This is a genomic window from Micromonospora sp. WMMD964, assembly GCF_029581455.1.
Taxonomy (GTDB): domain Bacteria; phylum Actinomycetota; class Actinomycetes; order Mycobacteriales; family Micromonosporaceae; genus Micromonospora.
The window spans coordinates 2190164-2215701 of the sequence record NZ_CP120860.1; the positions used below are offsets into that span (position 1 = coordinate 2190164).

The 25538-nt window shown below is 70.5% G+C and carries 21 protein-coding genes; 11 read left to right on the top strand and 10 right to left on the bottom strand.

Going from position 1 to position 25538, the window contains the following annotated elements; all coding sequences use genetic code 11:
• Positions 1 to 151: 151 nt before the first annotated feature.
• On the top strand, positions 152 to 949 hold the full coding sequence (locus O7616_RS10285) for a hypothetical protein (RefSeq protein ID WP_282306576.1): 798 nt from the start codon (positions 152 to 154) through the stop codon (positions 947 to 949).
• A gap of 7 nt (positions 950 to 956) precedes the next feature.
• Here O7616_RS10285 and O7616_RS10290 read toward each other — a convergent pair whose 3' ends face one another.
• Both O7616_RS10290 and O7616_RS10295 read right to left on the bottom strand, forming a co-directional pair.
• Positions 957 to 2312 (bottom strand): serine hydrolase, encoded by a 1356-nt coding sequence (locus tag O7616_RS10290; protein ID WP_282306577.1) that lies wholly within the window; start codon positions 2310 to 2312, stop codon positions 957 to 959.
• A 147-nt stretch (positions 2313 to 2459) separates the two neighbouring features.
• The gene (locus O7616_RS10295) at positions 2460 to 4013 is read right to left on the bottom strand and encodes a gluconokinase (RefSeq protein ID WP_282306578.1); all 1554 of its coding nucleotides are present in this window, start codon (positions 4011 to 4013) and stop codon (positions 2460 to 2462) included.
• A gap of 170 nt (positions 4014 to 4183) precedes the next feature.
• On the opposite strand from O7616_RS10295, the gene O7616_RS10300 reads away from it, so the two are divergent.
• From O7616_RS10300 to O7616_RS10310, 3 genes are all read left to right on the top strand, one after another.
• Positions 4184 to 5329 carry a hypothetical protein gene (locus O7616_RS10300; protein WP_282306579.1) on the top strand — a complete coding sequence of 382 codons (1146 nt, stop codon included), beginning with the start codon at positions 4184 to 4186 and terminating at the stop codon, positions 5327 to 5329.
• Positions 5330 to 5404: 75 nt separating this feature from the next.
• Positions 5405 to 5908, top strand: coding sequence for a hypothetical protein (locus O7616_RS10305; protein WP_282306580.1), 504 nt, complete (start codon positions 5405 to 5407; stop codon positions 5906 to 5908).
• Positions 5909 to 6002: 94 nt separating this feature from the next.
• Positions 6003 to 7211, top strand: coding sequence for a hypothetical protein (locus tag O7616_RS10310; RefSeq protein WP_282306581.1), 1209 nt, complete (start codon positions 6003 to 6005; stop codon positions 7209 to 7211).
• Between the two features lie 22 nt (positions 7212 to 7233).
• Here the strand turns inward: O7616_RS10310 and O7616_RS10315 are convergent, their stop codons facing one another.
• Complete coding sequence (locus tag O7616_RS10315) at positions 7234 to 7671, bottom strand: VOC family protein (protein ID WP_282306582.1); 438 nt, start codon at positions 7669 to 7671, stop codon at positions 7234 to 7236.
• A 167-nt stretch (positions 7672 to 7838) separates the two neighbouring features.
• Between O7616_RS10315 and O7616_RS10320 the strand changes: the two genes are divergently transcribed.
• From O7616_RS10320 to O7616_RS10330, 3 genes are all read left to right on the top strand, one after another.
• Positions 7839 to 8177: a type II toxin-antitoxin system RelE/ParE family toxin gene (locus O7616_RS10320; protein ID WP_282306583.1), complete on the top strand. Its 339-nt coding sequence runs from the start codon at positions 7839 to 7841 to the stop codon at positions 8175 to 8177.
• Complete coding sequence (locus O7616_RS10325; RefSeq protein ID WP_282306584.1) at positions 8174 to 8473, top strand: helix-turn-helix transcriptional regulator; 300 nt, start codon at positions 8174 to 8176, stop codon at positions 8471 to 8473. The genes O7616_RS10320 and O7616_RS10325 overlap by 4 nt, the downstream gene beginning before the upstream one ends.
• A gap of 153 nt (positions 8474 to 8626) precedes the next feature.
• A complete protein-coding gene (locus O7616_RS10330; protein ID WP_282306585.1) occupies positions 8627 to 10774 on the top strand; it encodes an MMPL family transporter in 2148 nt (715 codons plus the stop codon).
• 26 nt (positions 10775 to 10800) lie between these two features.
• Here O7616_RS10330 and O7616_RS10335 read toward each other — a convergent pair whose 3' ends face one another.
• From O7616_RS10335 to O7616_RS10350, 4 genes are all read right to left on the bottom strand, one after another.
• Positions 10801 to 13887: a DUF3427 domain-containing protein gene (locus O7616_RS10335; protein WP_282306586.1), complete on the bottom strand. Its 3087-nt coding sequence runs from the start codon at positions 13885 to 13887 to the stop codon at positions 10801 to 10803.
• A gap of 41 nt (positions 13888 to 13928) precedes the next feature.
• Positions 13929 to 15008 (bottom strand): macro domain-containing protein, encoded by a 1080-nt coding sequence (locus O7616_RS10340; RefSeq protein WP_282306587.1) that lies wholly within the window; start codon positions 15006 to 15008, stop codon positions 13929 to 13931.
• Positions 15005 to 15655: a DUF4433 domain-containing protein gene (locus tag O7616_RS10345; protein ID WP_282306588.1), complete on the bottom strand. Its 651-nt coding sequence runs from the start codon at positions 15653 to 15655 to the stop codon at positions 15005 to 15007. Before O7616_RS10345 ends, O7616_RS10340 begins: the two co-directional genes overlap by 4 nt.
• A gap of 249 nt (positions 15656 to 15904) precedes the next feature.
• Positions 15905 to 16423, bottom strand: a complete 519-nt coding sequence (locus O7616_RS10350) for a flavoprotein (RefSeq protein ID WP_282306589.1) — start codon at positions 16421 to 16423, stop codon at positions 15905 to 15907.
• A gap of 245 nt (positions 16424 to 16668) precedes the next feature.
• On the opposite strand from O7616_RS10350, the gene O7616_RS10355 reads away from it, so the two are divergent.
• Positions 16669 to 17319, top strand: coding sequence for a hypothetical protein (locus tag O7616_RS10355; protein ID WP_282306590.1), 651 nt, complete (start codon positions 16669 to 16671; stop codon positions 17317 to 17319).
• Between the two features lie 125 nt (positions 17320 to 17444).
• On the opposite strand, the gene O7616_RS10360 is transcribed toward O7616_RS10355, so the two are convergent.
• On the bottom strand, positions 17445 to 18332 hold the full coding sequence (locus tag O7616_RS10360) for a cellulose binding domain-containing protein (protein WP_282306591.1): 888 nt from the start codon (positions 18330 to 18332) through the stop codon (positions 17445 to 17447).
• Positions 18333 to 18540: 208 nt separating this feature from the next.
• Here O7616_RS10360 and O7616_RS10365 point away from each other — a divergent pair, with 208 nt between their 5' ends.
• The 3 genes from O7616_RS10365 (at position 18541) to O7616_RS10375 (ending at position 23568) form a co-directional block, all read left to right on the top strand.
• Positions 18541 to 19431, top strand: a complete 891-nt coding sequence (locus tag O7616_RS10365) for a hypothetical protein (protein ID WP_282306592.1) — start codon at positions 18541 to 18543, stop codon at positions 19429 to 19431.
• Positions 19432 to 19577: 146 nt separating this feature from the next.
• Positions 19578 to 20195: a hypothetical protein gene (locus tag O7616_RS10370; RefSeq protein ID WP_282306593.1), complete on the top strand. Its 618-nt coding sequence runs from the start codon at positions 19578 to 19580 to the stop codon at positions 20193 to 20195.
• 61 nt (positions 20196 to 20256) lie between these two features.
• Positions 20257 to 23568, top strand: a complete 3312-nt coding sequence (locus tag O7616_RS10375) for an AAA family ATPase (protein WP_282306594.1) — start codon at positions 20257 to 20259, stop codon at positions 23566 to 23568.
• An 85-nt stretch (positions 23569 to 23653) separates the two neighbouring features.
• Here the strand turns inward: O7616_RS10375 and O7616_RS10380 are convergent, their stop codons facing one another.
• On the bottom strand, positions 23654 to 24511 hold the full coding sequence (locus O7616_RS10380) for an ABC transporter permease (RefSeq protein WP_282262301.1): 858 nt from the start codon (positions 24509 to 24511) through the stop codon (positions 23654 to 23656).
• A complete protein-coding gene (locus tag O7616_RS10385; protein WP_282262300.1) occupies positions 24508 to 25521 on the bottom strand; it encodes an ATP-binding cassette domain-containing protein in 1014 nt (337 codons plus the stop codon). Before O7616_RS10385 ends, O7616_RS10380 begins: the two co-directional genes overlap by 4 nt.
• Between the last annotated feature and the right edge of the window lie 17 nt (positions 25522 to 25538).

Sequence of the window (25538 nt, forward strand, 5' to 3'; positions counted from 1 at the left end):
ACCCGGAGCACAGTTGGCCGGGAGGCCGACCCGGAGCACAGTTGGCCGGGAGGCCGACCGGAGCACAGTTGGCCGAGAGGCCGACCCGGAGCACAGCGGAGTGCGGTCCGGCTAGTCTGGCCGGACCGCACCCGCCCCCGGGGAGATGACAGTGCAGAAACCGAAGCTGATCGCCGCCGGTGCCGTCCTCGCCGTGGCGGTGGCCGCCGGGGTGTGGGCTCTGGTCGCCGCGGGCGACGACCCGGACGCGGCTCGGCCGACGGCGTCGGCGGACGTGGCTCGGCCGACGGCGTCGGCGGACGCGGCCGACCCGGTCGGTGTGCTGAAGGCCGCCGCCGCGAAGGCCGACGACCAGCCGTACAAGCTGACGGTGGGCAGCGGCGGCGCGGACGGCGACGCCACGGTGCTGCTCTGGGACCCGAAGGCGAAGCGGGGTCTGGAGACCACCTCGCTGAAGGTGCCCACCGGTGTGGTGAAGATCGAGCGGTTGACCACCGGGGCGGACGTGTACGTGCGGGTCACCGCCCCGGACCGCCGCGTACCGGTGTGGGACGGCAAGACCTGGTGGCACGTCGGCACACCGGGCGCGCCGGCGGTCAAGCAGGGCCTGGACAACACCCGACTGGCCAGCACGCTGGGCGCGCCGTCGGGGGTGCGGCAGACCGCCGCGCGGGAGTACGCCGGCACTCTGGACCTGCGCGAGAGCGGTGCGGTGCTGGGCAGCGGGGTCAGCAAGGTGCTCGGTGACCGGGCCGGGGCCGTGCCGTTCACCGCGGCCGTCGACGAGCAGGGGCGGTTGGTCCGCTACCGCATCGAGTTGGCCAGCGAACAGTCGCAGACCGCGCAGCTCGACCTGACGTACTCGGACTTCGGCCTGGCCGTGTCGGCCGACCCGCCGGCGGCCGACCTGGTCGGCGAGGACCCGCCGGCGAACATCCCCGGCGCCTGACGCCGGGTCACTCCTCGACCGCCCCGTCGGTGGGGGTGACCAGGAAGTCGTAGACGGTCCGGGCCATCCGGCGGACCGTCTCGTCGCCGGTGGCCATCGGCCCGGCGGTGAGGAACGCGACGGCGGTCTCGGTGCCGGGGATGAGGTAGTAGCCGACGTCGTGGGAGGCGTCCGGCAGGTCACCGGTCTTGTGGGCCACCGGGACGCCGGGTGGCAACGCCGCCGGGATCTTGGTGTTCAGGGTCTGCTCGCGCATGAACCCGATCATCAGGTCGCGGGAGGCCGGGGTGAGGATCTCGCCGTCCCAGACCGCGCCGAGCAGGGACACCACGTCGTCCGGGCTGGTGTAGTTCTCCTCGCCGCGCTGCGCGGCGGCGCTGTCGAGCATCCGCCGGGCCAGGATGGTGGACCGCTGGTTCATCGAGTCGATCAGCGCGTTGACCGGGGCGAACCCGCCCAGGTAGGTGATCAGCACGTTCGCCGCGACGTTGTCGCTGTACTTGATCAGATACTGGGCGAGCCGGTGCAGGCTGACCACCTGCGGGAACGTCTCGAACTGCAACTGCCCGGTGCCGCCCACGACGTCCTCCGGGGTGACCAGCACCCCGTCGTTGAGGGAGACCTGTCCACAGTCGACGCGGCGGAGCAGCTCGACGAGGATCCACAGCTTGATCACGCTGGCGGCCTTGGGCCGGAGCGAGCCGTTGACGGCGACCTGCTGGTCGCCGTACCGGCCGGACAGGTCCCGGACGGTGGCTCCGGCCGGGTTGAGGCTCGCGTCGGCCACCACCCGGGCGAGCTGCCCGCTGAGCGGGAACAGGCGGGCTCCCGCGACCGGGTCGGTGGGCGGCTGCGGGCTGGTGACCACCACGCCGGTCAGCTCCACCGGCGGGCGGTGCCGGGGGATCACCTCCAGCGTGCCCTCGCTGCGCCCGACCAGCGGCACCCGGTAGCGGTACGCGATGCCGCCGACCACCACCGCACCGCTGGCCACCCCTGCGGCGACCCGCATGGTCGGGTCGGCGACCCGGCCGGTGTCACCGTCGCAGGCGCGGTAGCGCACGGTGTGCCCGAGCGAGTCCACGGCGAACACCCCGCCGGGGAACGACAACCAGGACACCTCGCTGGTCGGGGCCCACTCCGGCGTCGGGTCCAGGCCGGGCTCGTGGCCCTCGCTGTCCCCGTACCCCGGCTCGGTCTGCTGCGCCGGATCCGCGACGGGCCCGTGGTCCGGGCCGTCCGCGGTGGCCGGCCCGGTCGTCGCGACCACGGCGAGCGCGACCGCGGCCGCCAGCCACTTCAGGGGTACGCGGACAGAGCCCCGCAGCAGGGAAGATGAGCGCTTCTTGTCGCTTTTTCTCACGTTTGCACGATATGAAGCGGCGGAGGTAGGTGGGGTCGCTGGGACGGGCTGTCATCCGTCCGGGCGGCGATGTCGTCGTGAGCGTGATGCCACAGCGGCATCAAGATGCCACTGCGGCATCAAGCTCAGTGGCGACACCGCCCCCGGTCACATGGGTGGCCCGGCCGAGGGCTCGGGTTCGGCGGGCAGGCCGGGCGCCATCCGGCGGAGCGAGGTGAAGGCGGGCACCAGGGCTTCGTACAGCTCGGCGAAGAGCGGCAGCAGCGACGCGTAGGTGGCGGCGGCGGCCGGGTCGGGGCGGATCGTCTCCTCGATCCGCACCAGGTCGGCGGCGACGTCGATGCTGGGGATCAACCCGAGCGCCTGCATGCCGAGCAGCGCCGCGCCGAAGCTCGACCCCTCGTGCGCCGACGGGAAGCTCACCGGCATGCCGAGCACGTCGGCGAGCATCTGCCGCCACAGGCCGCTGCGGGCGAAACCGCCACCGGCCCGGATCTCGCGGACCTCGTTGCCGGCGGCCCGCACCGAGCTGAGCACCAACGCGAGCTGTTGGCAGACCCCCTCCAGGGCGGCCCGGATCAGGTGTTCGCGACGGTGCCCGTGGGTCAGCCCGACGTACGCGCCGCGCGGCAGGGCACTCCAGTGCGGGGCCCGCTCGCTGTGCAGGTACGGCAGCATGAGGAGCCCGCCCGACCCGGCCGGCGCGCGGGCGGCGAGGGCGACCAGGTCCTCCTCGGAGTGCTCGCCCAAGTCCGGGGCGAGCGCCGCGCCGGCCCATTTGAGCACGATGCCGCCGTTGTTGATCGCGCCTCCGACCGCCCACCGTCGCTCGGTCAGCGCGTAGCAGAACACCCCGCCGAGCGGGTCCACGCCGGGCCGTTCGACCATCACCCGCATCGCCCCGCTGGTGCCGATCGAGCACGCCACCATGCCGGGGTGCACCGCGCCCAGACCCAGGTTCGCCAGCGGCCCGTCGCCGGCGCCGACCACCACCGGCGTGCGCTGCGGCAGGCCGGTCTCGGCGGCGGCCTGCGGCGTGAGGTCGGGCAGCACGGCGGTGGTGGCGACCAGTCGGGGGAGTTTGTCAGCGGTGATGCCGGCGATGCTCAGCGCCTCGCTGTCCCACTCCAACCTGTGGATGTCCAGCAGGCCGGTGGCCGACGCGATCGAGTGGTCGGTGACCAGCGTGCCGCAGAGTCGCAGCAGCACCCAGTCCTTGATGCCCACCCAGTGCGTGACCTTCTCGAAGAGCTTCGGCTCCTGCTCGGCGAACCAGAGCAGCTTGGGCAGCGGTGACATCGGGTGCATGGGCGTGCCGGTGCGTCGGTGCAGGGCCAGCCCGGACGGCACCGCCCGCAACCGTTCGGCCTGCCGCGTCGAGCGTGAGTCGGCCCAGGTCAGCGACGGGGTGAGCGGGTTGCCGTCCGCATCCAGCCCGATCAGGCTGTGCATGGCGGAGCTGAACGACAGCCCGGCCACCGGCTGGACCAGCTCGGCCACGACGATGCTGATCGACCTGAGTACCGCGTCGAGGATGAGCTGCGGGTCCTGCTCGGCGTAGCCGGGTTGCGGGTCGTTCAGCGGGTAGCCGAGCGAGTGGCTGCCGAGCTGCTTGCCATCGGTGTCGTACGCGACGGCCTTGGTGCTGGTGGTGCCGATGTCGACGCCGATCACGACCCCCGGCAAGGTGACTGGCGGCACGACCGTCACCCCCTCGGAGAACGTGAACGCCGGCAACCAGTATCGCCCTATCGTGCCGGATGCTCCGCCGATCGGGTATTTTGCCTGATTCGACGTGTCCGAGTACCGCGCCGCTGCCGTTAGACCACGTGACAACCCAGATTGGTGGTCTGCGCGGCGAAGGAGTCGGCGTGGCAAAAACTGATTCGACGGGTTCCACATGGCGGTACCGGTGGGCGCACCGGCAGAACGTGCGGCGGGTCAGCACGTACCGCAGTGCCGAGGCGGCGTGGCGCCGACGCGCCGACGAGTTACGGCGACTACGCGCCCTGGCCGCCGACTTCCAGGGCTCCGCCGCGGCCGGTGCCGGGCTGCCCCTGGAGTTGGCCGCCGACGAGGTGGTGCTCTGGGCGCTACCCGCCGCGCAACTGATCGAGGTACGCCACACCACGGTCCTTCCCGCGCCGGACCTCACGATCGCCCGGCCGGCCGGGCCGCTGCGCCCGCGCCGCCCCGACGGCGTACGCGTCATCGACGCCGGCATGGCCGTGATCACCAGCCGACGACTGGTGCTGCTCGGCGGTCGCGGCCGGCGCGACTGGGCGTACGGCCGGATGACCGGTCTCGCCCACGACCCGACGGCGCCGGTCACGCTGATCCAGGTGCTCGACCGGCGGCACACCTCCGGGTTGCTGTTGCCCGTCGACGCCGCGGCGGACTTCCGGTTCAAGCTGACCCTGGCCTTCGCCGACGCGATCGAACAACGCGCGGCGGTGCTCACCCAACTCGACGAGCTGATCGCCGAACACGCCCAGCTCAAGCCGTTCCGCCCGGCGGTGGCCACACCCGGGCAGGCCCGGCTGTCGTCGTTCGTGCCGGGCGGCCGACGAACCATCGCGGTGGCGGCCGCCGTCGCCTTGCTGGTACCGGCGGCGCTGATCGAGTCGAACCCGTCCGACCCGACGGAGGTCGCCGTCGCCGCCACCCCGGCGCCCACGCTCGGCGTGACGTCCACGCCGAGCCGCCCGGCGACCCCGGGGCTCGCGTTGAAGCCCCCGTCGCCGAAGCCGACGACGTCACCACGCCCGTCGCCCAGCACGACGACCCAGGGGCCGCGCTGCGGGGCGCCGGAGAACCCACTGGGGTACGACTTCTGCGGCGGGACCCGGATCCGCAAACCGGCGGCCGAGGTGTGCGACTGGTTCGACTGCGTACCGCAGTTCTGGGCCGGTCGGGGTTACCTGGTGCAGTGCCGCGACGGTGCGGTCAGCCTCACCGGCGGCCGGTCCAACGCCTGCGCGGAGCACCGAGGCGTGCGGAGAACCGTCACCAAGTGACCGATTTGGGGGTCTAAGTCCGCTTTGATCGGCCAGAATGATCGAGTGGAGATCCGGTCTGACGATGGCGCACGGGTGCGGATACGCCCCGTCGGCTACCAGCCCGGCATCGACCCGCCCGACGACCCCGACGGGGCCACGCCCGGCTGGCACGACTGGCTGCTCATCGAGGTCGACGCCCGTACCTCCGACGGTCAGACCTGGTCACACCACTACCCGAGCCTGATGGTCGAGGAGGCCCGCGCGCTCGGCGGCTGGCTGCACGGCCAGGCCACCGCCGCCCTCGGGCTGAGCGCGCCACCGGCGCTGGTCCGCTTCACCGAACCCAACCTGGCCCTGCGCACCCGGGTGCTCCGTCGTCGCCGGCTGGAACTGATCGTGGAGTTCTCCGCCGAGTCACTGCCCCCATGGATGCGCCGCCCCTCCAGCGCCATCTACCCGCTGATCCTCACCGTCTCCGCGGACGCCCTCGCCAGCGCCGCCGAACACTGGGCCGAGCACTGCGAGGCGTACCCACCGAGGGCCCGGTCGCGGTTCCCGGTCCGCGACCCGATGACCGACCGCCGCCGCGCCGGCTGATCACCTGCAATTCTCTCCTTTCGGGCGCAACGGGATGCATCGATCCTGCTCGCGTTCCCTGTCACGTACGCGAGCGGTTGTAACGCATGTGAACGTGACCTCTGTGGCCTGCGCCCCCTGGCGGATCGCCTGGGCCGAGCGCGAGAACGAGCGCCGGCAGCGCGCGTACCGCGACGCCACCGCCGCCTGGCGACGCCGCGACGACCACCTGGCCCGGCTCCGCGTCGAAGCCGCCGGCTTCCTCGGGTGTACGCAGCCCCGCACCGGCCTGCCGGTGGACCTCGCCGACGACGAACTCGTCTTCCGCGTCCTCCCCGTCGCCACGCTGGTCGAGGCCGAGGCGCGGCACGTCCCGGGCCTGCCCACACCAGGTCCGTGCGATTTCGCGGAGATCTTTGTGGGCTCGCTGCCGGCGGGCCTGCGGGCCGTCGACACCGGTATGGCCGTCGTGACCAGTCACCGGGTCGCCTTCGGCGGGCGTGAGCACCGACGCGAGTGGCGGTACGCGGACCTGGTCGGCCCCGCCCACCACCCCGACGTGCCGGTCACCCTGCTGCCCGACCACAGTCGACTCGCCGGACTGCTCGTTCCCGCCAACGCCGTGGTGAACTTCCGCTTTTACCTCACGCTCGCCGCCGCTACGGATCGCGCTGCCGTCCTGGCGCAGGTCGCCGCGCAGCTGGCCGCGCACCGGGCAACCCGGCCTGCGCCTCCCGTACCGGCGGAACCCGACGACGCGCCCCTGACGGCGGTACGCCCCGACCGGCGGGCGCTCGGTGCCGCGGCCATCGCAGCCGTGGTGTTCGCGACGGTCGGTCCCGGCGCTCTCGGTCCGAACCCGCACCTGTCGGGGGCCGAGCCCGTGCCGCTGGCGGAGACCATCGCCCTGGACGTGCCGAGGGCCGGAGTAGTCCTCGTTCCGACCGTTCCCGTCGGGCCGGAGGCACCCCGGTCGCGGGTCGGTACGGCCGACAGTGCCGTCTGGAGCCCGCCGCACGCCCCGGCGGTCCGGCCGTCGCCCGCGGCAGCCGTCTCCAGAGTGGTGTCACCTGCCGCTACGGTGGCGGTAGCGCCGACGGTTACCCCGTCGGCCGTCCCTGTTCCGTCGCCCACCTCGGTGCCGACCCCTGGGCCCACCGCGGAACCGCCCGCGTCAGCCGTCCCGACGTCACCCGTCGCGTCGGCCTCCCCGACGCCGACTCCCACTGCGACGCCTTCGCCGAACTCCCTGCTGGCGGTCTGCCTGGATCCCCTGCAACTGCCGTTGCTGGACCCGCTGCTCTGCCCGCCTCCGACGCCCTGATCCGTGTCGCCGCCGGTGCGGCTCAGCCCATGGCGCTGAAGTCGGGAACCGTGAGGGTGCCGTCGTCCGCCAGGGCGAAGCCGGGGTTCCAGGCGATCTCCCAGACGTGGCCGTCCGGGTCGGTGAAGTAACCCGCGTAGCCGCCGTAGAACGTCTCACGGGCCGGCTTCGTCACCGAGGCACCCGCCTTGGTCGCCGTGGCGATCACCTCGTCCACCTCCTCGCGGGATCGGACGTTCTGCGCGAGGGTCACCCCACCGAAGCCGTCCGTGCCCGGGTCGGCGATGCCCGCGTCATCGGCGAGCTTGTCGCGACCCCAGAGCACCACGGCCAGGCCGCCGGCCTGCATGAAGACCGTCTCCTCGACCTCCTGGCCACGCCAGCCAAGGTGCTCGTAGAACGCCTTGGCCCGGGCTACGTCCGCGACTCCCAGGGTGACGAGACTGATCCGCTGCTCCATGGTCCTCAACCTACGCGCGATCACGTCGGAGGGCTGGCAGGCGGCCTCGACGTGGTTGCCGGTCGGCTCGCGGCATGGACAGGGCCGGCGTCATGTGCAACACGCGTCGGATGAAGTTCGCTGGGAACTACCCAACCCATAGCATCGATGCTATGGGTTGGGGTAGCGTGGAGCTGGAACCAGAGGTCCGAGATTGGCTGGAGGAACTACCAACTGGCGACTTCGCCCGAGCGGCGTTCTACATCGACCTTCTGGCTAGCCGAGGTGTGTTGCTCGGAGAGCCGCACAGCAGACAGCTCGACGGCAAATTGCGTGAGCTGCGGTTTTATCTGGAGCGCGACGCGGTCCGTGTGACGTACTGGATAGCCTCCGACCGGAGAATCATCCTGCTCACGGTGTTCCGCAAGACGCGAATGCGGGAGGACCGGGAGGTCGAGCGGGCTCGCCGCGCATTCGAGCGGTGCGTGGTGGAGCGGCACATCGTGAACGAGGGGGCAGAGCGATGAGTGATCGCCTGGACTGGAACGACCTACGTGAGCGCCGGATGGCGGAGCCGGGAGCATCCGAGACCTACGAAGCCACCCGGATCGCCTTCGAGCTCGGGCAGGAGGTGCGCCACCTGCGCGAGGGGCACGGTTGGAGTCAGAGCCAGCTGGCCCAAGCTGCCCGCATGACTCAATCAGCGGTGGCTCGTTTTGAGGCTGGCGGCACAGTGCCGACCCTGCCGGTGCTGGAGCGCCTGGCCCGTGCCTTGGACCGAAGGCTGGACGTCAGGTTCAGTTCCAACGCGGACGCCGCCTGACTGACCGCATACGAAACGGTCGTTGATCTAGCATTCCAGAAAGGCCTAGCGCGTGACGATACGCTGCACATCGGTAGCGCAGAGTGGTGATGGGGGCGTCCGTGGGCGCCTCGGCCGCCAGACGTCGGTTGTGCCGGACACACGGGGGGAACCATGTTCGAGCGGCTGGGCAGATTCGTCGTGGGCAGAGCGTGGTGGGTGATCGCCGGGTGGGTGGTCGCGGCAGCCGCCATCATCCTCACCACACCGTCCCTGAGCGACATCACCTCCGCCGACCAGGAAAGCTTCCTGCCTCGCTCGTACGAGTCGGTGCAGGCCACCGAGCTGGGGCAGAAGGCGTTCCCGCAGCAGGCCACCGCGACGGCGACCATCGTGGTCAAGCGCTCCGACGGGCAGAAACTCACGTCGGCGGACGAGGCGAAGGTGGGCCAGCTCGCCCAGTCGCTCAAGGCCAAGAACATCCCGCGCACGTCCGGCTACCTGACCGGCCCGCCCGCGGTCGCACCGGACAAGTCGGTGCAGATCATCAACGTCGGGCTCGACGCCCCCACCCCCGACGACCCGGCACTACTCGACGCCGTGCGCGACCTGCGCGCGGACATCGGCCCGGAGCTGGCGAACAGTGGGCTGACCGCGGGCGTGGCCGGTGACGTGGCGAGCTTCGTCGACAACGAGGACACCTTCAACAACGCCTTCGCCGTGGTCGGCATCGCGACGATCATCCTCATCATCGGACTGATCCTCGTCATCTTCCGCAGCCCCATCGCGGCGCTGCTGCCGGTGGTGGTCGTCGGCGTCGTCCTGAGCATCACGACGGGTCTCGTCGCCGCCGCAGGCAAGGCATTCGACCTCAGCGTCAGCCAGGATCTGCAGACGATCCTGCTGATCGTGCTGTTCGGCATCGGCACCGACTACATCCTGTTCCTGCTCTTCCGCTACCGGGAGCGGCTGCGCGCCGGCGACGACAAGCGCACCGCGATGATCGTCACCGTCCAGCGGGTCGGCGAGGTCATCACCTCGGCCGCCGGAGCGGTCATCGTCGCGTTCCTCGTGCTGCTCCTCGCCTCGCTGGGCTTCTTCGGCTCCCTCGGTCCGGCGCTCGCGATCGCGGTCGGCGTCATGCTGGTCACCTCGCTCACCCTCATCCCGGCGGTCGTCTCCCTGCTCGGCCGGTACGTCTTCTGGCCCTCGAAGGCGTGGCAGCGTGCGCCCAAGGCCACCATCTGGCACCGGCTCGGCAACACCGTCGGGCGCCGCCCGGCGCTAGTCGCGGCGGCCTCCGGCGTTCTCCTGGTCGCGCTCGCCGCAGGCGTGCTCGGCTACAAGGCCGACTACGACTTCAGCGCCGGCTTCCCGCAGGACACCGAGTCGGCGAAGGCCGCACAGGACCTACAGCGCGGGTTCGCCGCCGGTGCGCTCGCCCCTACCGAGGTCTACCTGACCACCAGCAACGGGTCGCCGCTGAACGAGCAGCAGGTCAACGACTTCGCGGCGGCCGTGGCGAAAGCCCCGGGTGTGGGCCAGGCGCAGCCCCCGGAGCGCAGCACCGACCCGAGTGTGGCCCGGGTCAACCTGCTGCTCAACGAGAACCCGGTCTCCAACGAGGCGATCACCCTCGTCCGCGACGACTTGCGCGGTGCCGTGCACGCGGCGGCCCCGCCGGGCACCCGGGCGCTGGTCGGCGGGACCACCGCGATCTTCGCGGACATCAACTCGGCCAACAACCGCGACCTGTCGGTGATCCTGCCGGTCGCGGCCGGCCTGATCGCGCTCATCCTCGCGCTGCTGCTGCGCAGTCTGGTCGCGCCGATCTACCTCGTGATAGCGGTGCTGCTCAACTTCGCCGCCACGCTGGGCGCCACTGTCTACCTCTTCCAAGGGCTGCAGGGCGAGCCCGGTGTCACCTTCCAGCTGCCGATCATCCTCTACCTCTTCGTGGTGGCGATCGGGACTGACTACAACATCCTGATGATCGCCCGACTACGCGAGGAGGCGCGGGAGGGAAACGAGCCGCACCAGGCCGCCGCCATCGGGGTCGAACACGCCGGCCCGACGGTCGCGGCAGCAGGCTTGATCCTGGCCGGGACGTTCGCGGTGCTGCTGCTAGCCCCGATCTCGTTCCTGCAGCAGATGGGCTTCGCGGTGGCGATCGGCATCGTACTGTCGGCGTTCGTCATGTCGATGTTCTTCGTGCCGGCGCTGACCGCGCTGATCGGGCACAAGGCGTGGTGGCCGGGCCACGGCGACGAGCGACCGGCCGGCGGGCCGCACGTCCCGCCGGAGGCTGTGGCGAAGGGGTAGCCGGGCGAGCGGACGGACGGCCGATATCAGGCGGCGATGGCCCGAGCTGCGGCGTACATGTCGGCGGGCAGCGCGTGGTGCAGCTTCCAGAGGATGCGCATGGGTCGGTCGCCGGTGTGCTCCTGGTACGTCATCGGCCCGGCGTACAGGTACGGCGGCGCGCCCAGGTCGCGGTCGGGGATACGGGTTTCCCGGACGAAGAGGTGCACTGTCGAGCCGCCCGACGTGTAGCGCTGACCGGTCGCCGACGCCGATGAGGTGGTGCTCTGCGACTCCCACTGGAAGAGGGTGTCGGTGATGGCCCGGTCGGCGTACATGGTGGTGGGGGAGTAGTGCGCCTCCGACTTGACCAGGGTGACGAAGAACAGGTCGGCTTGGGCGTCTGGCAGCCATTTCACTCCCTCGCGCAGCGACCCGGGGTTGGTCATCCCGAAGGCGGCACATGCCTCGTTGCGGCTGTAGCGGGCGTGCACCCGCAACGGCACCGCCCCCGGAGTGAGCGTGGGTGTGACCCGGTGGATGCGGTCGCGCAGCACCTCGGCGACCTGCCGCAACTCGGCACAGCGAGCGGGTTCCTTCCACAGCCGTGCCAGCCGTTCGTCCCGCGTGGCGAGGGATGCGTTCGGCCCCCAGAGGCTGAAGTGCAGCATGTCCAGCAGTCGGCCGCTGCCCGCGTACACCTGCTGAGCTGGCGCGGGCGGTCCGGCCGCGACCCGGGTCAGCAGCTCCAGCCGGTCTACGTCGTCGGTGTGCAGCATGCGCCCGATGGCGCGGCCCAACTCCCGGTCGTCCGGGCCGGGCGCCGACGTCTCGATGCCGGCGAGCCGACGCAGGCCGGTCCAGCCGCCAATGCTGGCCGACCGGTATACGTCCTCGATCTCCAGGCCGGTCTCGCGAAGGAACGTGGCGAGGCTGACGTCGCCGAGCTGCCGCAGCTCGGACAGCAGGCCTGCCTTCGAGGTCGGCAGCGCGCTCTTGAGGTTGGCGAGCACGACCTCCTTGGCCACCCGGTCCAGCTCGACGTGGCAGCCGCTCGGCAGGTTCGGGAAGTCATCCCGTACCGCCTCGGTGATCGCTCGCCGACTCACCCCGGTCAGGGCACGCCAGCGCAGGTCGAACCGGAAGTTGGCGTTCTGCCCGCCGATGAAGTCGAGAACGGTGAGACAGGGCTTGTCGTCGTCCAGGCGCAGGCCACGGCCGAGCTGTTGCAGGAAGATCGTGGCGCTCTCGGTGGGCCGCAGCATCAGGATCGTGTCGACCATCGGCAGGTCGACGCCCTCGTTGAACAGGTCCACTGTGAAGAGGACCCGCAGCTTGCCGGCCTTGAAGTCCCGCAACAGCCCTTTCTGCGTCAGACGGTCGGCCCCCGAGGTGACTGCTGCCGCCGCCACTTCGTGCTGGTTGAACCAGTCAGCCATGAACTTCGCGTGCGCGATGCTTACGCAGAAACCGAGCGCCCGCATCCGCCCGACATCCACCTTCTCGCGAACCGCGCGCAGCACTGTCCGTGCCCGGGCGTGGTCGGCGGTGTAGAGGGCGGTGAGTTCGGCCAGGTCATAGCCCTGGCCGCGCTTCCAGGCGAGGTGCGACAGGTCCACGTCGTCGTGCAGCCCGAAGTACTGGAACGGCGACAACAACTGCCGCTCCAATGCGTCCCACAAATGCAGCTCAACCGCCGCGCGGCCGTCGAACCACCGGCGCACGTCGCCGCCGTCGGCGCGGTCGGGGGTCGCCGTCAATCCAAGGAGTACGCGGGGACGCAGCCGCTCCAACAGCCGCGTGTACGTCGGCGCCTCCGCGTGGTGGAACTCGTCCACGATCACCATGTCGTACGCCTCGGGGTCGACCTCCCGACGGTGTAGCGACTGGATGGAGGCGAAGACGTGCTTCCAGCCGTTGGGCTTCTCGCCCGCGACAAGCGTCTCGCCGAAGCTGCCATCGCCCATGACCTGCCGGAAAGTCGACAGGCTCTGCCGCAGGATTTGCTCCTGATGAGCGACGAAGAGCAGGGAGTCTGCCCTGCCTGCCCTGTTCAGCCGGCGGTAGTCGAGCGCAGCGACCACTGTCTTGCCGGTGCCGGTCGCCATCACCACCAGATTGCGCCAGCGCCCGTGCACCAACCGCTCAGCGTCCAGGTCGGCCAGGATCTCTGCCTGGTACGGGTACGGGCGCACGTCCAGGTTCGAGATTTCGGTCGGTGCATCGTCGCGGCGCTCTCCGGTGAGTGCGTGCCGCAGCCGCTCGGCGTCCCTGGTCGCGTCGTACGCCTCGAACGCGGGGTCATTCCAGTAGTCCTCGAACGTCGCCGTGAACGTGTCGATGACGTGTGGCTGCTCGATGTTCGAGATGCGGACGTTCCACTCCACGCCGTCCACCAGCGCGGTCTTCGACAGGTTGGACGAGCCGACGTACGCGGTGGTGGTGCCGTTGGCCCGGCGGAACAACCACGCCTTGGCGTGCAGCCGGGTGGTCCGTGTCTCGTAGGACACCTTGACCTCCGCGCCCAATTCCTTGAGCCGGTCTAGCGCCCGCTGATCGGTGGCACCCAGGTAGGTGGTGGTGATGACCCGGACCTTGCCACCCCGGGCGATCAGCTCACTGATGGGCTTCTCAACGATGCGCAGGCCGTACCACTTGATGAACGCGCAGAGCAGGTCGACGCTCTCGGCCGACGCCATCTCGTGGTTGACCTCGTGGCCGATGCGGGGCTGGTGGCGGCCGTTGACCAGCAGCGCGCCGGTGGAGAGCGGTGTGCTCGGGCGGTCTGGGAACGCTGGCAGCGCGGGCGGGATTGGCGGTGCGGCGATGGCGTGGAGCAGATGCTTCGCGTCGGTCACCTGGTCTTGATCCGTTGCGGCCTTCGGGCTCAGCTCGGCGATCGCGTCGGCGATCCGGTTCGCCATCTCGACCTGGTGGTGGAGCTTGTCGTCGCCGGCTGGGACGGCTTGGAGGGCACGTGCAGCCAAGGCGGCGATGTGCCGGGCGAGGGTGGTATGCGCGTCGGCGGGGTCGAGCTTGTGGTGCTGGATCAGAGCGGGATCGACGTGCTGAAGACGATCGGCCAGCTCACGAGTGATGAGATGCTCGTAAAGCCCTCGCTCAAGATCCGTCATATAGGCACCCCAACCTCGGCACACCTTCCACTAGTGGCGAGTCACCCAACGGGCAGTGCGGGCAGCAGACCGACTGATTGGAGCCGGTCGTACGCGAGCTCGACATGAGCGGGCGTGAAGAGGCGCGCCTTACGGCCACTCCAGGAGCGAACCCGCTCGGTTAGCTCGTCGAGGTCAGCGGTTGGCGGACGCGATGCGGCCGCGTAATGCACGGTGGCCAGGAGCTCCAGGCTGTACGGTGCTTCGAACCCGTCGGTCAGCAGGGCTAACTGCTCCAATGTCTGGGTGGCTGCTTCGCCGTGCGCCCGGGACCAGGCCGTAACGGCGTCGGCGGCACCAGCAGTCAGCCGAATGGGTTGCAGCTCTTCGACTCGTGCTGAACGGTCACCGAAGCCGGTTAGGTAGTGACCTTCGAGCCGGTCGAGAACGTGGTTGAGGCTGTCGGCATACGGGCCATATCTGCCGCGAGTGAAATCCAGTCGGAGTGGTTGCCCCAGGACCTGAAGAAAGTAAGCGATCTTCTGAATCTCCAGGACGGTGACACCATCGCGGAACTCGAGTCTCCGGGCTCGGCTCAGATAGTGGTCGATGGCCTGGATGAGGGTAACGCGTCCTGGTGTCAGCGGCGGTCTCTCGGTTGCTACCGGCATGTCTGCCGGATCGGGTGCTCCCTCCGGGGGGAAGAGCAGGACCCGCACATCGGGGGCCTCGGCGAAGGCGTCCTCGATGAGGGGCCGGACGTCGCCCCATCTGAGGCCACCGTTGCCGCAGCCCAGGGCGGGCATCGCCACTGAAGTGATCTTCCGCTCGCGAATCACGCGGACGAGATCGATCAGCCCAGCCTCAATGTCCGACAACTTGGAGTTGGCCCGCCAGTGGCCCTTGGTCGGGAAGTTGATCACGTATCGACGTGGGCCGAGTCGCGCCGAGTCGAAGACGAAGACCCGCCCTAGGCTGACTTGATTCTCGCTGCACGCGCTGCGATAGGCCGTGTAGTTGGCTGGGTAGGCGCGCTTGAACTGAAGAGCGATGCCCTTGCCCATGACCCCGACCGTATTAACGGTGTTGACCAGCGCATCCGCCTCGGCCGTCAGTAGGTTGCCATGACTGATGATGATCACTCGCGCACCTCCCCCCGTGCGTACCCGTAGTACCAGCTCGGTCTGACACCAACGTACGGCTCGATCATGCCAGCATCGCGGAACACCTGCCTCACCTGTTCCTGTCGGTCCTTCGTCCGTACGGCGTAACCGGCGAGCAGATCGACAGGAAACTCGCGATGTACCAGGAACTCGGCCGCCCGGCGGCGCATGCGGTCCATGTCGTCGGGGATGTCCTTCCAGATCTGGGCTTCCAGCAAGGGCCAGTCGACCAGTGCGTCGAGCTCGGTCAACTCGGCCGAGAACCGGGTCAACCCGACCGCGCAATTGCCGTCGCTCGCGGCCCAGCCCCGTCCAGACTCGTGCACTCGCTCCACGGAACTCACCAGGTAGATGAGAGGGTCGTCCCCTCCGGGGTAGCATCCCGATTTGCCGTCCCGATGGTCGCAAGCGATTCGGTACATCATGGGTGAACGTGGAGCGAAGTAGAACGGTACGTAGTCGGCCACGACGCCACCGGGAGGGCACGGTACGAGCCGTTCCCGTCGACGCGCTTTGATTTCGACTGCGCCCACATTAACGGCGAGCTGTGCGCCCACGGTGTTGTCCGCCAGTAACCGGCCCGTCTTGGCGATGCCGGGCAGATTGTCGATGTGCGTGAAATGCAAGATCCGGGTGGGTGTTGGTCGCATGGCTGGACGAGTTATCGATCAATACGAAGTTGGCTGGTCGCCTGCCGCGTTCGGGGGCGGTCTGATCGCATCACCGGCGGTTCCTTCTTAGGACAGTGAGGTCAGCGAAGGACGCCCACAATGGGCTGTCGGATCATTGTGCCTTACCGAACGGAGGTGGCTTGCGAACTCGCGCGCGACGCCCGGAGCGGGTCGGCGGCCTGACAACCTCGACCGACATCCCCTTCAGGACGGTCGAATCGAGCGCAGGGCCTCGACCACCACGTCCCAGCGTTCCGGCCCGTTCATCGGGTTCAGCGGTTTCCCGTCCGCCACGATCACGCCGGCGGCGCGTAGCACCGCCAGGTGACCCGCATAAGCCGGATGCGCCGCCAGCTCGTCCTTGGTGTGCGGGAACGCGACGATCGGCAGGCCCGCGCCCAGTGACTCGTTGAGGACGCCGAGCGCCAACGTGTCGTTGATACCCAGCGCCCACTTCGTCACCGTGTTGAACGTGACCGGCGCGGCCACCACCACATCGGCGGGCGGGTGGGGTTCGGGGTCGCCGGGCATGCGCCACTCCACGCGTACCAGATAACCGGTCTTGTCTTGCAACGCCTGCCGGTCGAGCCACGGCGCGGCGGTCGGGCTGACGATCATGCACACCTGCCACCCGTCGGCGATCAGCAGATCGACCAGCTTGTGGATGTGTTCCGCCGGACCCGCGGCGCAGACGACCAGATACAGCACCGGGCGTTCCGTCATGCCCGCAGTCTGCCCGATTCCTTGGACGCGCAGGCGAGCGCATGCCGATTCCGCATGGCACCGACGACCACCGCGACATGCCGTATCGCCTGGTAACAGCGAGGGTCGACGCATGGCCCGGGCCGGGTGCTCGTGTCGCCGCCCGCATCCACGTGGCGGAGAGTTTCGCTTAGACCTTCCGCCATTGACGGTCATAAGAGGCTTTCTGTCTGAGCGTATGCAAGCCAGTACGGGGGGTGAGCGGCGTGGGTGACCCTGACGGCCCGTCACAGTGGTCCGTCGAGAAGTTCGGGCTGCCCCTGGCAGCAGCGCTGCGCACCGCTGTCCCGGCGGCGCTGGCCCGTGCGGTCGAACTTGCCCAGGGTGCGCGCGAGGCGTCGGAGTTGGACACCGATCACGCCTTCGGCCCGGTTCGCTGGAAGCAGCAGTACGAGGTGCTCCACGAGTATCTGCACGACTTTCCCGACGTGGTGGACGTGCACCCGCCGGGTGCTCAGGTGCGGGTCACCATCTGCCGGGGCCACCTCCTGCTGCCCTGGCGGTACGCGACACGGGGCGACGTGGACATGCGAAACGTCCGTCCCGGACGGGACCTCAACCGGCTGATTCGCGATCTTCTGATCCTCTTCGGGCCTGCGCCGAGCCACGAGGAGATCACGTTGCCCATGATGCCGCTCACGCCGGAGGAGGCCCGTGACCGCTCAGCTCTCCGGGAGGCCGTGGAGGAGTCGACCGACGAGCCGAGGGTGCTGCTCGTCGGGTTCGCCTGCAACTCCGACGAAGGTCTGCTCCGAGTGTCCTGGGGTGAGGCGGCTCTGCTCGGTGGCAACGAGCTCAAGTGGGGCCACGTCGAGGACCTGCCCTGGCGAGGCGGAAGGCCGGCGGCGAGCAGCTAGGGCGTACGGCGGCAGAGGTGATTGCTCAGAGAGGCATATACCTGTGAGTCATAGTTATGACTCACAGGTATATCGCTCGTCAGGACATGGCCCGCCCGGCCAGGCCGAGCCAGTCGAAGGCGAGGTCAGGTGTTCGTGTCGCCGAACTCGCGTACCTCGTCGACGTCCAGCGTGATCCGACCGTTCTCGGTCCATTGCCCGGTGGCGGCGAGCCAACTCGGGTCGTCGCGTTCGTCGATGGTGCTCCAACTGTGCCGGTGATGCCGTAGCTGGATCGGGCCGGTCGACTGGCCCGGCGCGAGCGTCCCACCGGTGAAGGTCAGCTCCACCCAACCCGGGACGGGCGTGCCCGGCGGGGGGTACGGCGGGGCCGGCGTCGACATCGCGGACGGCGGCCCGCCCGGTGGGACGAAGAACTGCACGGTCTGCTGGATCCGGGCGCAGCCCAGCGCCGCCCAGTCACAGTTCGGCACCAACGAGGTGTTGCCGCCCTCGAAGCGCAGGTGGTATCGCACTCGCACGGTGCTCAGGTCGAGCGGCCCGGTGCCGGTGTTGGTGACCCGCAGGAGGTACTGGATCTGGTTGTTCGTCGGGGACCAGTCGAGATTGAGGTAGCTGACCGTCGCGCGACCGTTGGCCGTGCGCACCGTGGTGGCGGCCGAGGAGTCGGAGTAGCCGCCGAGCGCGCGGGCGGCAATCGCGATGCGGTACGTCGTGCCGGGCGCCAGGTCCGTCAGCGTGATCGTGGTGTCCTCGGTGGTGCCGAGCCAGCGGTACGTGTTGGGGCCCAGTGGCACCTGCACCTCGTAGTTGATGGGCTGCCCGGTGCCCTGCCCGTCGACCCAGGCGGACGGCGTCCAGGTGAGCGTGAGCTGGTGCGGTTCGTTGACCACCACAGTCGGGCTGCCGGGGGTGCTGATCGCCGGGCCGTCGTCGGCATGGGCGACGTTGACGGCGAGCAGGCTCGCCAGCGCGGCGACGGCTACGACGGCGATGACGCGACGAGCTGACATGAGGCGAATGCTAGGGCCGCGCTCGCGAAACTGATAGTTAACAGTCAATATGTGGGCTCGGGTTCACGCTGCCCGTCCGCTACGCGACGTAGTCGGTTTGGGGATAACCCCTGGTCGGGCGGCTACCTACCGTCAACCCGTCAATTGCGAACGGCCTAGATGTCGGCGGTACGACATCCGCTGATCGGGCCTCAGACGGGAGAAACATATGCATACTCGGAAACAAGCCCGCGCCGTCGTACTCGTGCTGGGTCTCGTCGCGGTCGCGGTGGTGGTCGCCCCGGCGAGCCCGGCGTCCGCCGCGGTCCCCGGCCTGGTGCGGGTGGCCGCGACGAGCGTCAGCGACTCGGCCGACTTCCACAGCGCCACGGCGACCTGCCCGGCCGGGAAGGTGCTCACCGGCACCGGCTACGAGCTGAACGGCGTCACCGGCGAAGGCGTCGTCGACGACCTGCGCCCCAACGGCGGCCCGGCCACCGCGCCGACAGCGGTCACCGTCGGCGCGTACGAGACGGAGGCGTTCGCCGGGAACTGGTCCGTGACGGCGTACGCGATCTGCGCCAACCCGGTGCCCGGTCTGGTGCGGGTCTCCACAGTCGGGGCCAGCAACTCGACCGACTACCACTCCACCACGGCGACCTGCCCGGCCGGCAAGGTGCTGACCGGCACGGGCTACGAGTTGAACGGCGTCACCGGTGAAGGGGTCGTCGACGACTTCCGCCCCAACGGTGGCGTCGCCGCCGCGCCGACCGCCGTCACCGTCGGCGCGTACGAGTCGGACGCGACGACCCTCAACTGGTCGGTGACCGCGTACGCCATCTGCGCCAACCCGCTCCTCGGCCTGGTCCGGGCGTCCACGGTGGGGGCCAGCAACTCGCTCGACTTCCGCAGCGTCACTGCCACCTGTCCGGTCGGGAAGGTGCTGACCGGTGCCGGCTACGAGCTGAACGGGGTGACCGGCGAGGGCATCGTGGACGACTTCCGCCCCAACGGCGGCCCCGCCACCGCGCCGACATCCGTTGCCTCCGGCGCGTACGAGGAGGACGCGTTCGCCGGCAACTGGTCCGACACGGCGTATGCCATCTGCGCCACGGCGTAGCAAGGCGCGATAGGTGTGGCCGCCCCGCGACCGCGTGGGGCGGCCCACTTCCGTGCCTGATACCGCGATATGCCGTCAGCGGGCGGTCGGGGAAGAGCCTCGGTCATAGCGTCCCGATGGAGGGCGCGATGCGAGGGGAGCTGACAATGCGCAGACCAACGGACATCGAGCAGCATCCGGTCAACGTGAAGGTCGACCGGTGGCGGGCGGGGCTGCCACCGGACGCGTGGCCCGACATGCTCCCGGCGAGTGGCGAGATTCGGCGGCGTGACGTCTTCGCGGTCGCCGACGCCTACCGGGCCGGCTCGGCGAGTTCCCGGCAACTGCTGACCGCCGTCCTGGCCTGGGCTTACGGCCCGATTGGGTACGGCCCGTGGCGTGCGGCCAGGTCGCTCGACGCCGATCCGGACGGCAAGCGCCTGGCGTACGCGCTGGAAGAGGCACCCGACGAGGCTCGGTTGCGGTCGGTGTACCACCGCTTCCTCGACCGCGATCAGGCGCGGCTGCCGTGGTTGGGGCCGGGCCTGTTCACGAAGGTGCTCTACTTCGCCGGTTACCGGTGGGGGGTGGGTGGGGTGCAGCCGCTGATCCTGGACCGCGTCGTGGCCAGCGGGCTGCCCGCCGAGGCCGGCGTCGTGCGCCGCAACGGGTGGTCGTCCGAGGAGTGGCTGGCCTACCTGCGGTGGGCGGCCGAGCAGGCCCAGGTCAGAGGGGTCGAGCCGGACGCGGTGGAGATGGCGCTACCGCGTGGCGCGCAGGCGTAAACGGTGGTTGGGCGAATAACCCGCCCGGCTTGTCGGACGGTTCCAGTACCGTCTGGAAACCATGGACGCGCGGCGCGGCGACGCGATCATCGGCCGGGATCACCCCGTGGGTCTGCTGCGCGCCGAGATGGACCGGGCGACGACCAGTCATGGCGGTCTCGTCCTGGTCACCGGTGAGCCGGGCATCGGCAAGACGACACTCGTCACGGCGGCGGCGCGGGAGGCTCGGCAGCGCGGCGCGCTGGTGCTCGGCGCGGCCTGCTGGGATTCGGACAGCGCCCCCGGCTACTGGCCGTGGGTGCAGGTGCTGCGTGGTCTGCGGCGCTCCGCCGACGACTGGGAGGTGGCCCGCCCAACCGCTGAGCCCGCCCTGGCGGCTCTGCTCGGCGAGGCCGACCCCAGCGGCGAGCAGGCCGGCCGCGCCGCCAGTTGGGCCGGCGTCGACACCGGCGCGGACGCCGCCGACCGGGAGGCGTTCGCGCTGTTCGACGCGGTGACCGCCGCGCTGGTCGCGGTCTCCCAGCACCGGCCGGTCGTGGTGGTCCTCGACGATCTGCACTGGGCCGACCCGGCCTCGCTGCGGCTGCTGAGCTTCGCCGCCCAGCACACCTGGTTCGAGCGGTTACTGCTGATCGGCACGTACCGGGACGCCGAGGTCGAGTCGGGCGAGCACCCGCTGCGCCCCCTGCTCATGCCGCTCGTCGCGAAGGCCACCGGCATCACCCTCACCGGCCTCTCCCGCGACGAGGTGGCCGCGTTGATGACACGGACCGCCGGGCGGCAACCCGACGCCGGTCTCGTCGACGAGGTGCACCGCCGCACCGGCGGCAACCCGTTCTTCATCGAGCAGACCGCGCGGTTGTGGCACGCCGACGACGCGGCCGGGACCATCGCCCCCGGCGTACGGGAGGCGGTGCGCCGCCGCCTGGCACAACTACCCCCGGCCGTGGTCGAGGCGCTCACCGTCGCCGCCGTACTCGGTCGGGAACTCCACCGTCAGGTGCTGGCGGCCTGCGTGGCGGCCCCGGTGGCGCAGGTCGACAGACTGCTCGACCGGGCGGTGACCGCCCGGCTGATGGTCGCCCGGGGTGGCGGCCGGTTCGCCTTCGCCCACGACCTGGTCCGCGAGACCCTCTACGACGGGCTGTCCGACGACGACCGGCAGGCCCGGCACGGCGCTGTCGTCCGAGCGGTCGACCACCTCCAGGAGCTCAGCGACCGGTTGGTCCCCGCCGACCTGGCCCGGCACGCCTACCTGGCCGGGCCCGTGCTCGACCGGGCCCGGGTGGCGACGCTGCTGGTCGCCGCCGGGCGGGACGCGTTCACCCGGCTGGCGACCGACGAGGCGGCGGTGCACTTCCGTCGGGCCCTGGACGTGGTCGAGGACCCGGCGCAGCGCGTACGGATCCTGGTGGAGTTCGGTGAGGCGCAATACCACCACTCCGGTCGGGACGAGGCCACCCGACTGCTCACCGAGGCGGGGGCGTTGGCCCGCACACTCGACGATCCGGTGCTGCTGGCCCGGGTCGCCCTCATCGTCAACCGCGCCCGACAGGTGGAGACCGCCCGGTCGGCTGAGGCGGCGGGGCTGGTCCGGGAGGCGTACCGGCGGTTGATCGGCGAACCGGACGCCGACGCGTCGGTCGGCACGCTGGTCGCCGACCTGATCACCGCCACCGAGACGATCGCCCGTCGTGGGCAGGACGACGAGGCGCTCACCTTCAGCCTGTGGGCCCGCCACGACACCACCTGGGGCCTGGGCACCGCGACGGCCCGCGCCGCGCTGACCGCCGAGATCCGCGATGTGGCCCGCCGCACCGGCGACCGGGAGACCGAGCTGTGGGCCACCTCGCTGCGCTGGGTGGCGCTGCTGGAGTTGGGCGACCCCCGCTTCAACGACGAGTTCACCACGTTCGTCGGCGCGGACCGGGAGGCCGATCTCCCCAGGCACCGGATGGCGGCATCAGTCGACAGCGGGATCATCGCCGCCTTCCGGGGCGACTTCGCCGAGGCCGACGAGCGGTTCGCCGACCTCACCGACATCGCGGACCCGAGTCACGCCGAGTTCGGGTTCATGGGTCATCACCTGCGCTGGTCGCGGCTGCTGTTGCAGGGCCGGTGCGCTGAGGCCGAGAACCTGCTGGACGGGCTGGCCCCGATCGACTACCCCTACCAGGAGTTGCTGCGGGCGATCACCGCCGCCGAGCGTGGCGACGGCGAGACGGCGATCCGGTTGACCGCGGGCATCGAGGCCGCCGACATCCGGTACCCGCGTCCGGTGTCGCCGCTCTGGCTGCGGTTACGGGCACAGGTCGCCGCGGCGTCCGCCGACCCGCGGCGCTGCGACGACGCCCGAGCCGCGCTCGCCCCGCACCGAGGCGAGTGGATGGTGGGCCTCTTCGGCTGCGACATCAGCGGCCCCGTCGACCACTGGCTGGCCCTGATCGACCTGGCCCAGGAGCGGTGGGGTGACGCCGTCGCCGGGTTCACCGCCGCCCGTGAATCCGCCGACCGGCTGGGTGCCCGACCCTGGTCGCTGCTCGCCCGCGCCGGGCTGGGGAGGGCTCTGACCGGCCGGGGTCATCCGGGCGACGCCGCGACGGCCGCCGCGCTGCACGCGAGCACCGTGCAGGAGGCGACAGCGCTCGGGATGACGCAGGTGCTCCACCGGCTCGCCGCGCCCACAGGGGCCGTGACGGGCGCAGTCGAGCCGGGCCACGCCCCGGAGCCGGGCCACGCCGTCGAGCCGGGCCACGGCGTCGCGGCGATCGAGGCCGTCGGGCTGGTCGAGAACGCCAGGCCGGTCCAGGTCGCGCCGGTCATCGAGGGGTACGAGTTTCGACGCGACGGGCCGGTCTGGCAACTCGCGTACGCGGGTGTGGTGGTGCACCTGCCCGACGCCAAGGGCCTGCACGACCTGCACCTGTTGCTGAGTCGACCGGGCAGCGACGTACCCGCCGTGGAGTTGCTCGATCCGGCCGCCGGGCCGGAGTTGGTCGCGGCCCGGCGACTGGGTGCCGACCCGGTCCTCGACGACGAGGCGAAGGCCCGCTACCGGCGGCACCTGGCCCGACTCGACGAGGAGATCGACCGGGCCGCCGCCCGTGACGACGACCGGAAGGTGGCCACGCTGGACGCCGAGCGGAGCGCGTTGCTCGACGAGCTGCGGGCGGCGGCGGGGCTGGCCGGCCGGAGCCGTCGGTTGGGTGACGAGGCCGAGCGGGCCCGCAAGACGGTGACCGCCCGGATCCGGGACACGCTGCGCAAGCTCGACGGGCGGCACCCGGCCCTCGCCGGCCATTTGCGCGACTCCGTCTCGACCGGCAGCACGTGCCGCTACCTGCCGCCCGAGCCGCTGCGCTGGCGGCTCTGACACCACATCGGGCGCCGCCACGGCGGCTCTGACACGACGGCGGGCGCCGCCACGGCCGTGGCGGCGCCCGCCGTTCTGATCGCTGTCAGCGGCGGTTGTACCGGTACATGGTGAGGGTGCCGAAGACGAGCAGGAAGCCGGCGCTCCACACCAGCAGCCACATGGTGGCGGACGGGTCCGAATCGCCGCTCATCGCCCCACGGATCGCGGCGACCAACTGCGTCACCGGGTTGACCTTCACGAACGCCTGGAGCCAGCCGGGCATGGTGCTCGGGTCGACGAAGACGTTGCTGAGGAACGTCAGCGGGAACAGCACCATCATGCTGACCCCCATCACCGACTTCTCGCTGCGCAGGATCAGCCCGAAGAACGTCCACACCCAGGAGAACGCGAACGAGAAGACCACCAGCAGGCCGATCCCGGCGGCCACGCCGACCACCCCGCCCTGCGGGCGGAAACCGAGCACCAGCCCCAGGCCCAGGATCACCAGCGCGGCGAGGACGTAGCGCAGCACGTCGCCGAAGATCATGCCGACCAGTGCGGACGGACGCCAGACGGGCAGCGTCCGGAACCGGTCGAAGATGCCCTTCTCGATGTCGGTGTTGAGGCCGATACCGGTGTACATCGTGATCATGACGACGCTGGTCACCATGATGCCGGGCAGGAAGAACTGCAGGTATTCGCGCGGGCTGCCGGCGAGTGCCCCACCGAACAGGTACGTGAACATCAGCACCATGATGATCGGGAACGCGGTCACGTCGAAGAGCTGCTCCGGCACGTGCTTGATCTTCAGCATGGCGCGCCAGCCGAAGGTGAGCGACGCGCTCAGCGCGCTGGGCCGGGGCGGTCGGGCATTGGGCGCGAGCACCGTCGCCAGCGCCTCGGCGGACGGGACGTAGACGGACGGGGCCCGTTCGGTGGTGGTGGTCGTGGTGTCGCTCATCGGGCTGCCTCCAGCTCGTCGTCGCGCTCGTCGGCCGGCACGGCGGGGTGATCGGTCAGGGCCAGGAAGACCTCGTCCAGGCTCGGCTGGCCCAGGGAGAAGTTGTCCACGACGATGCCGGCGCGGGCCAGGTCGCTCAGCACCCGGGCGGCCTGGGCGCTGGCGTCGAGGTCGGTGCCGGCCTCGCCGACGCGGGCGGTCAACGCCACCGGGTCGGCGGCGAGCTGCACCGGCACACCGAGCGCCTCCCGGAGCACCCGCTCCGCCTCGGGACGCTGGCCGGGATCGCGCAGTCGCAGGTGGACCGTGCCGGAGCCGATCGACGACTTCAACTCACCCGGGGTGCCCTCCGCGATCACCCGGCCGTGGTCGACGACCGCGATCCGTCCGGCGAGTTGGTCGGCCTCGTCCAGGTACTGGGTGGTCAGCAGCACCGTCGTGCCGTGGGACACCACCGCCCGGACGATCTCCCACACCTGGTTGCGGCTGCGCGGGTCGAGACCGGTCGTCGGCTCGTCGAGGAACAGCAGGTCGGGGGTGTTGAGGATGCTCGCGGCGATGTCGATGCGCCGCCGCATCCCACCCGAGTACTTCTTCACCTGGCGGTCGCTCGCCTCGGTCAGACCGAACGCGGCGAGCAGGGCCGCCGCGCGCTCCCGGGCGGCCGGCTTGCGCAGGCCGAGCAGGCGGGCGAGGAGCACCAGGTTCTCCGTGCCGGTCAGGTCCTCGTCGACCGAGGCGTACTGGCCGGTGAGGCTGACCCGGGAGCGGACCTTGTCGGCCTCGGTGACCACGTCGTGGCCGAACACCCGGGCCGAACCGCCGTCGGGGCGCAGCAACGTCGCGAGCACCCGGACGGCTGTGGTCTTGCCCGCCCCGTTGGGCCCGAGCAGGCCGTAGACGGTGCCGGCCGGCACCTGCAGGTCGATCCCGGCCAGCGCCCGGGTGTCCCCGAACGAGCGGGTCAACCCCTCGGCCTCGATGGCCGGCCCGGTGGTGCGTCTATTCATGATCCTTACCTTTCGTC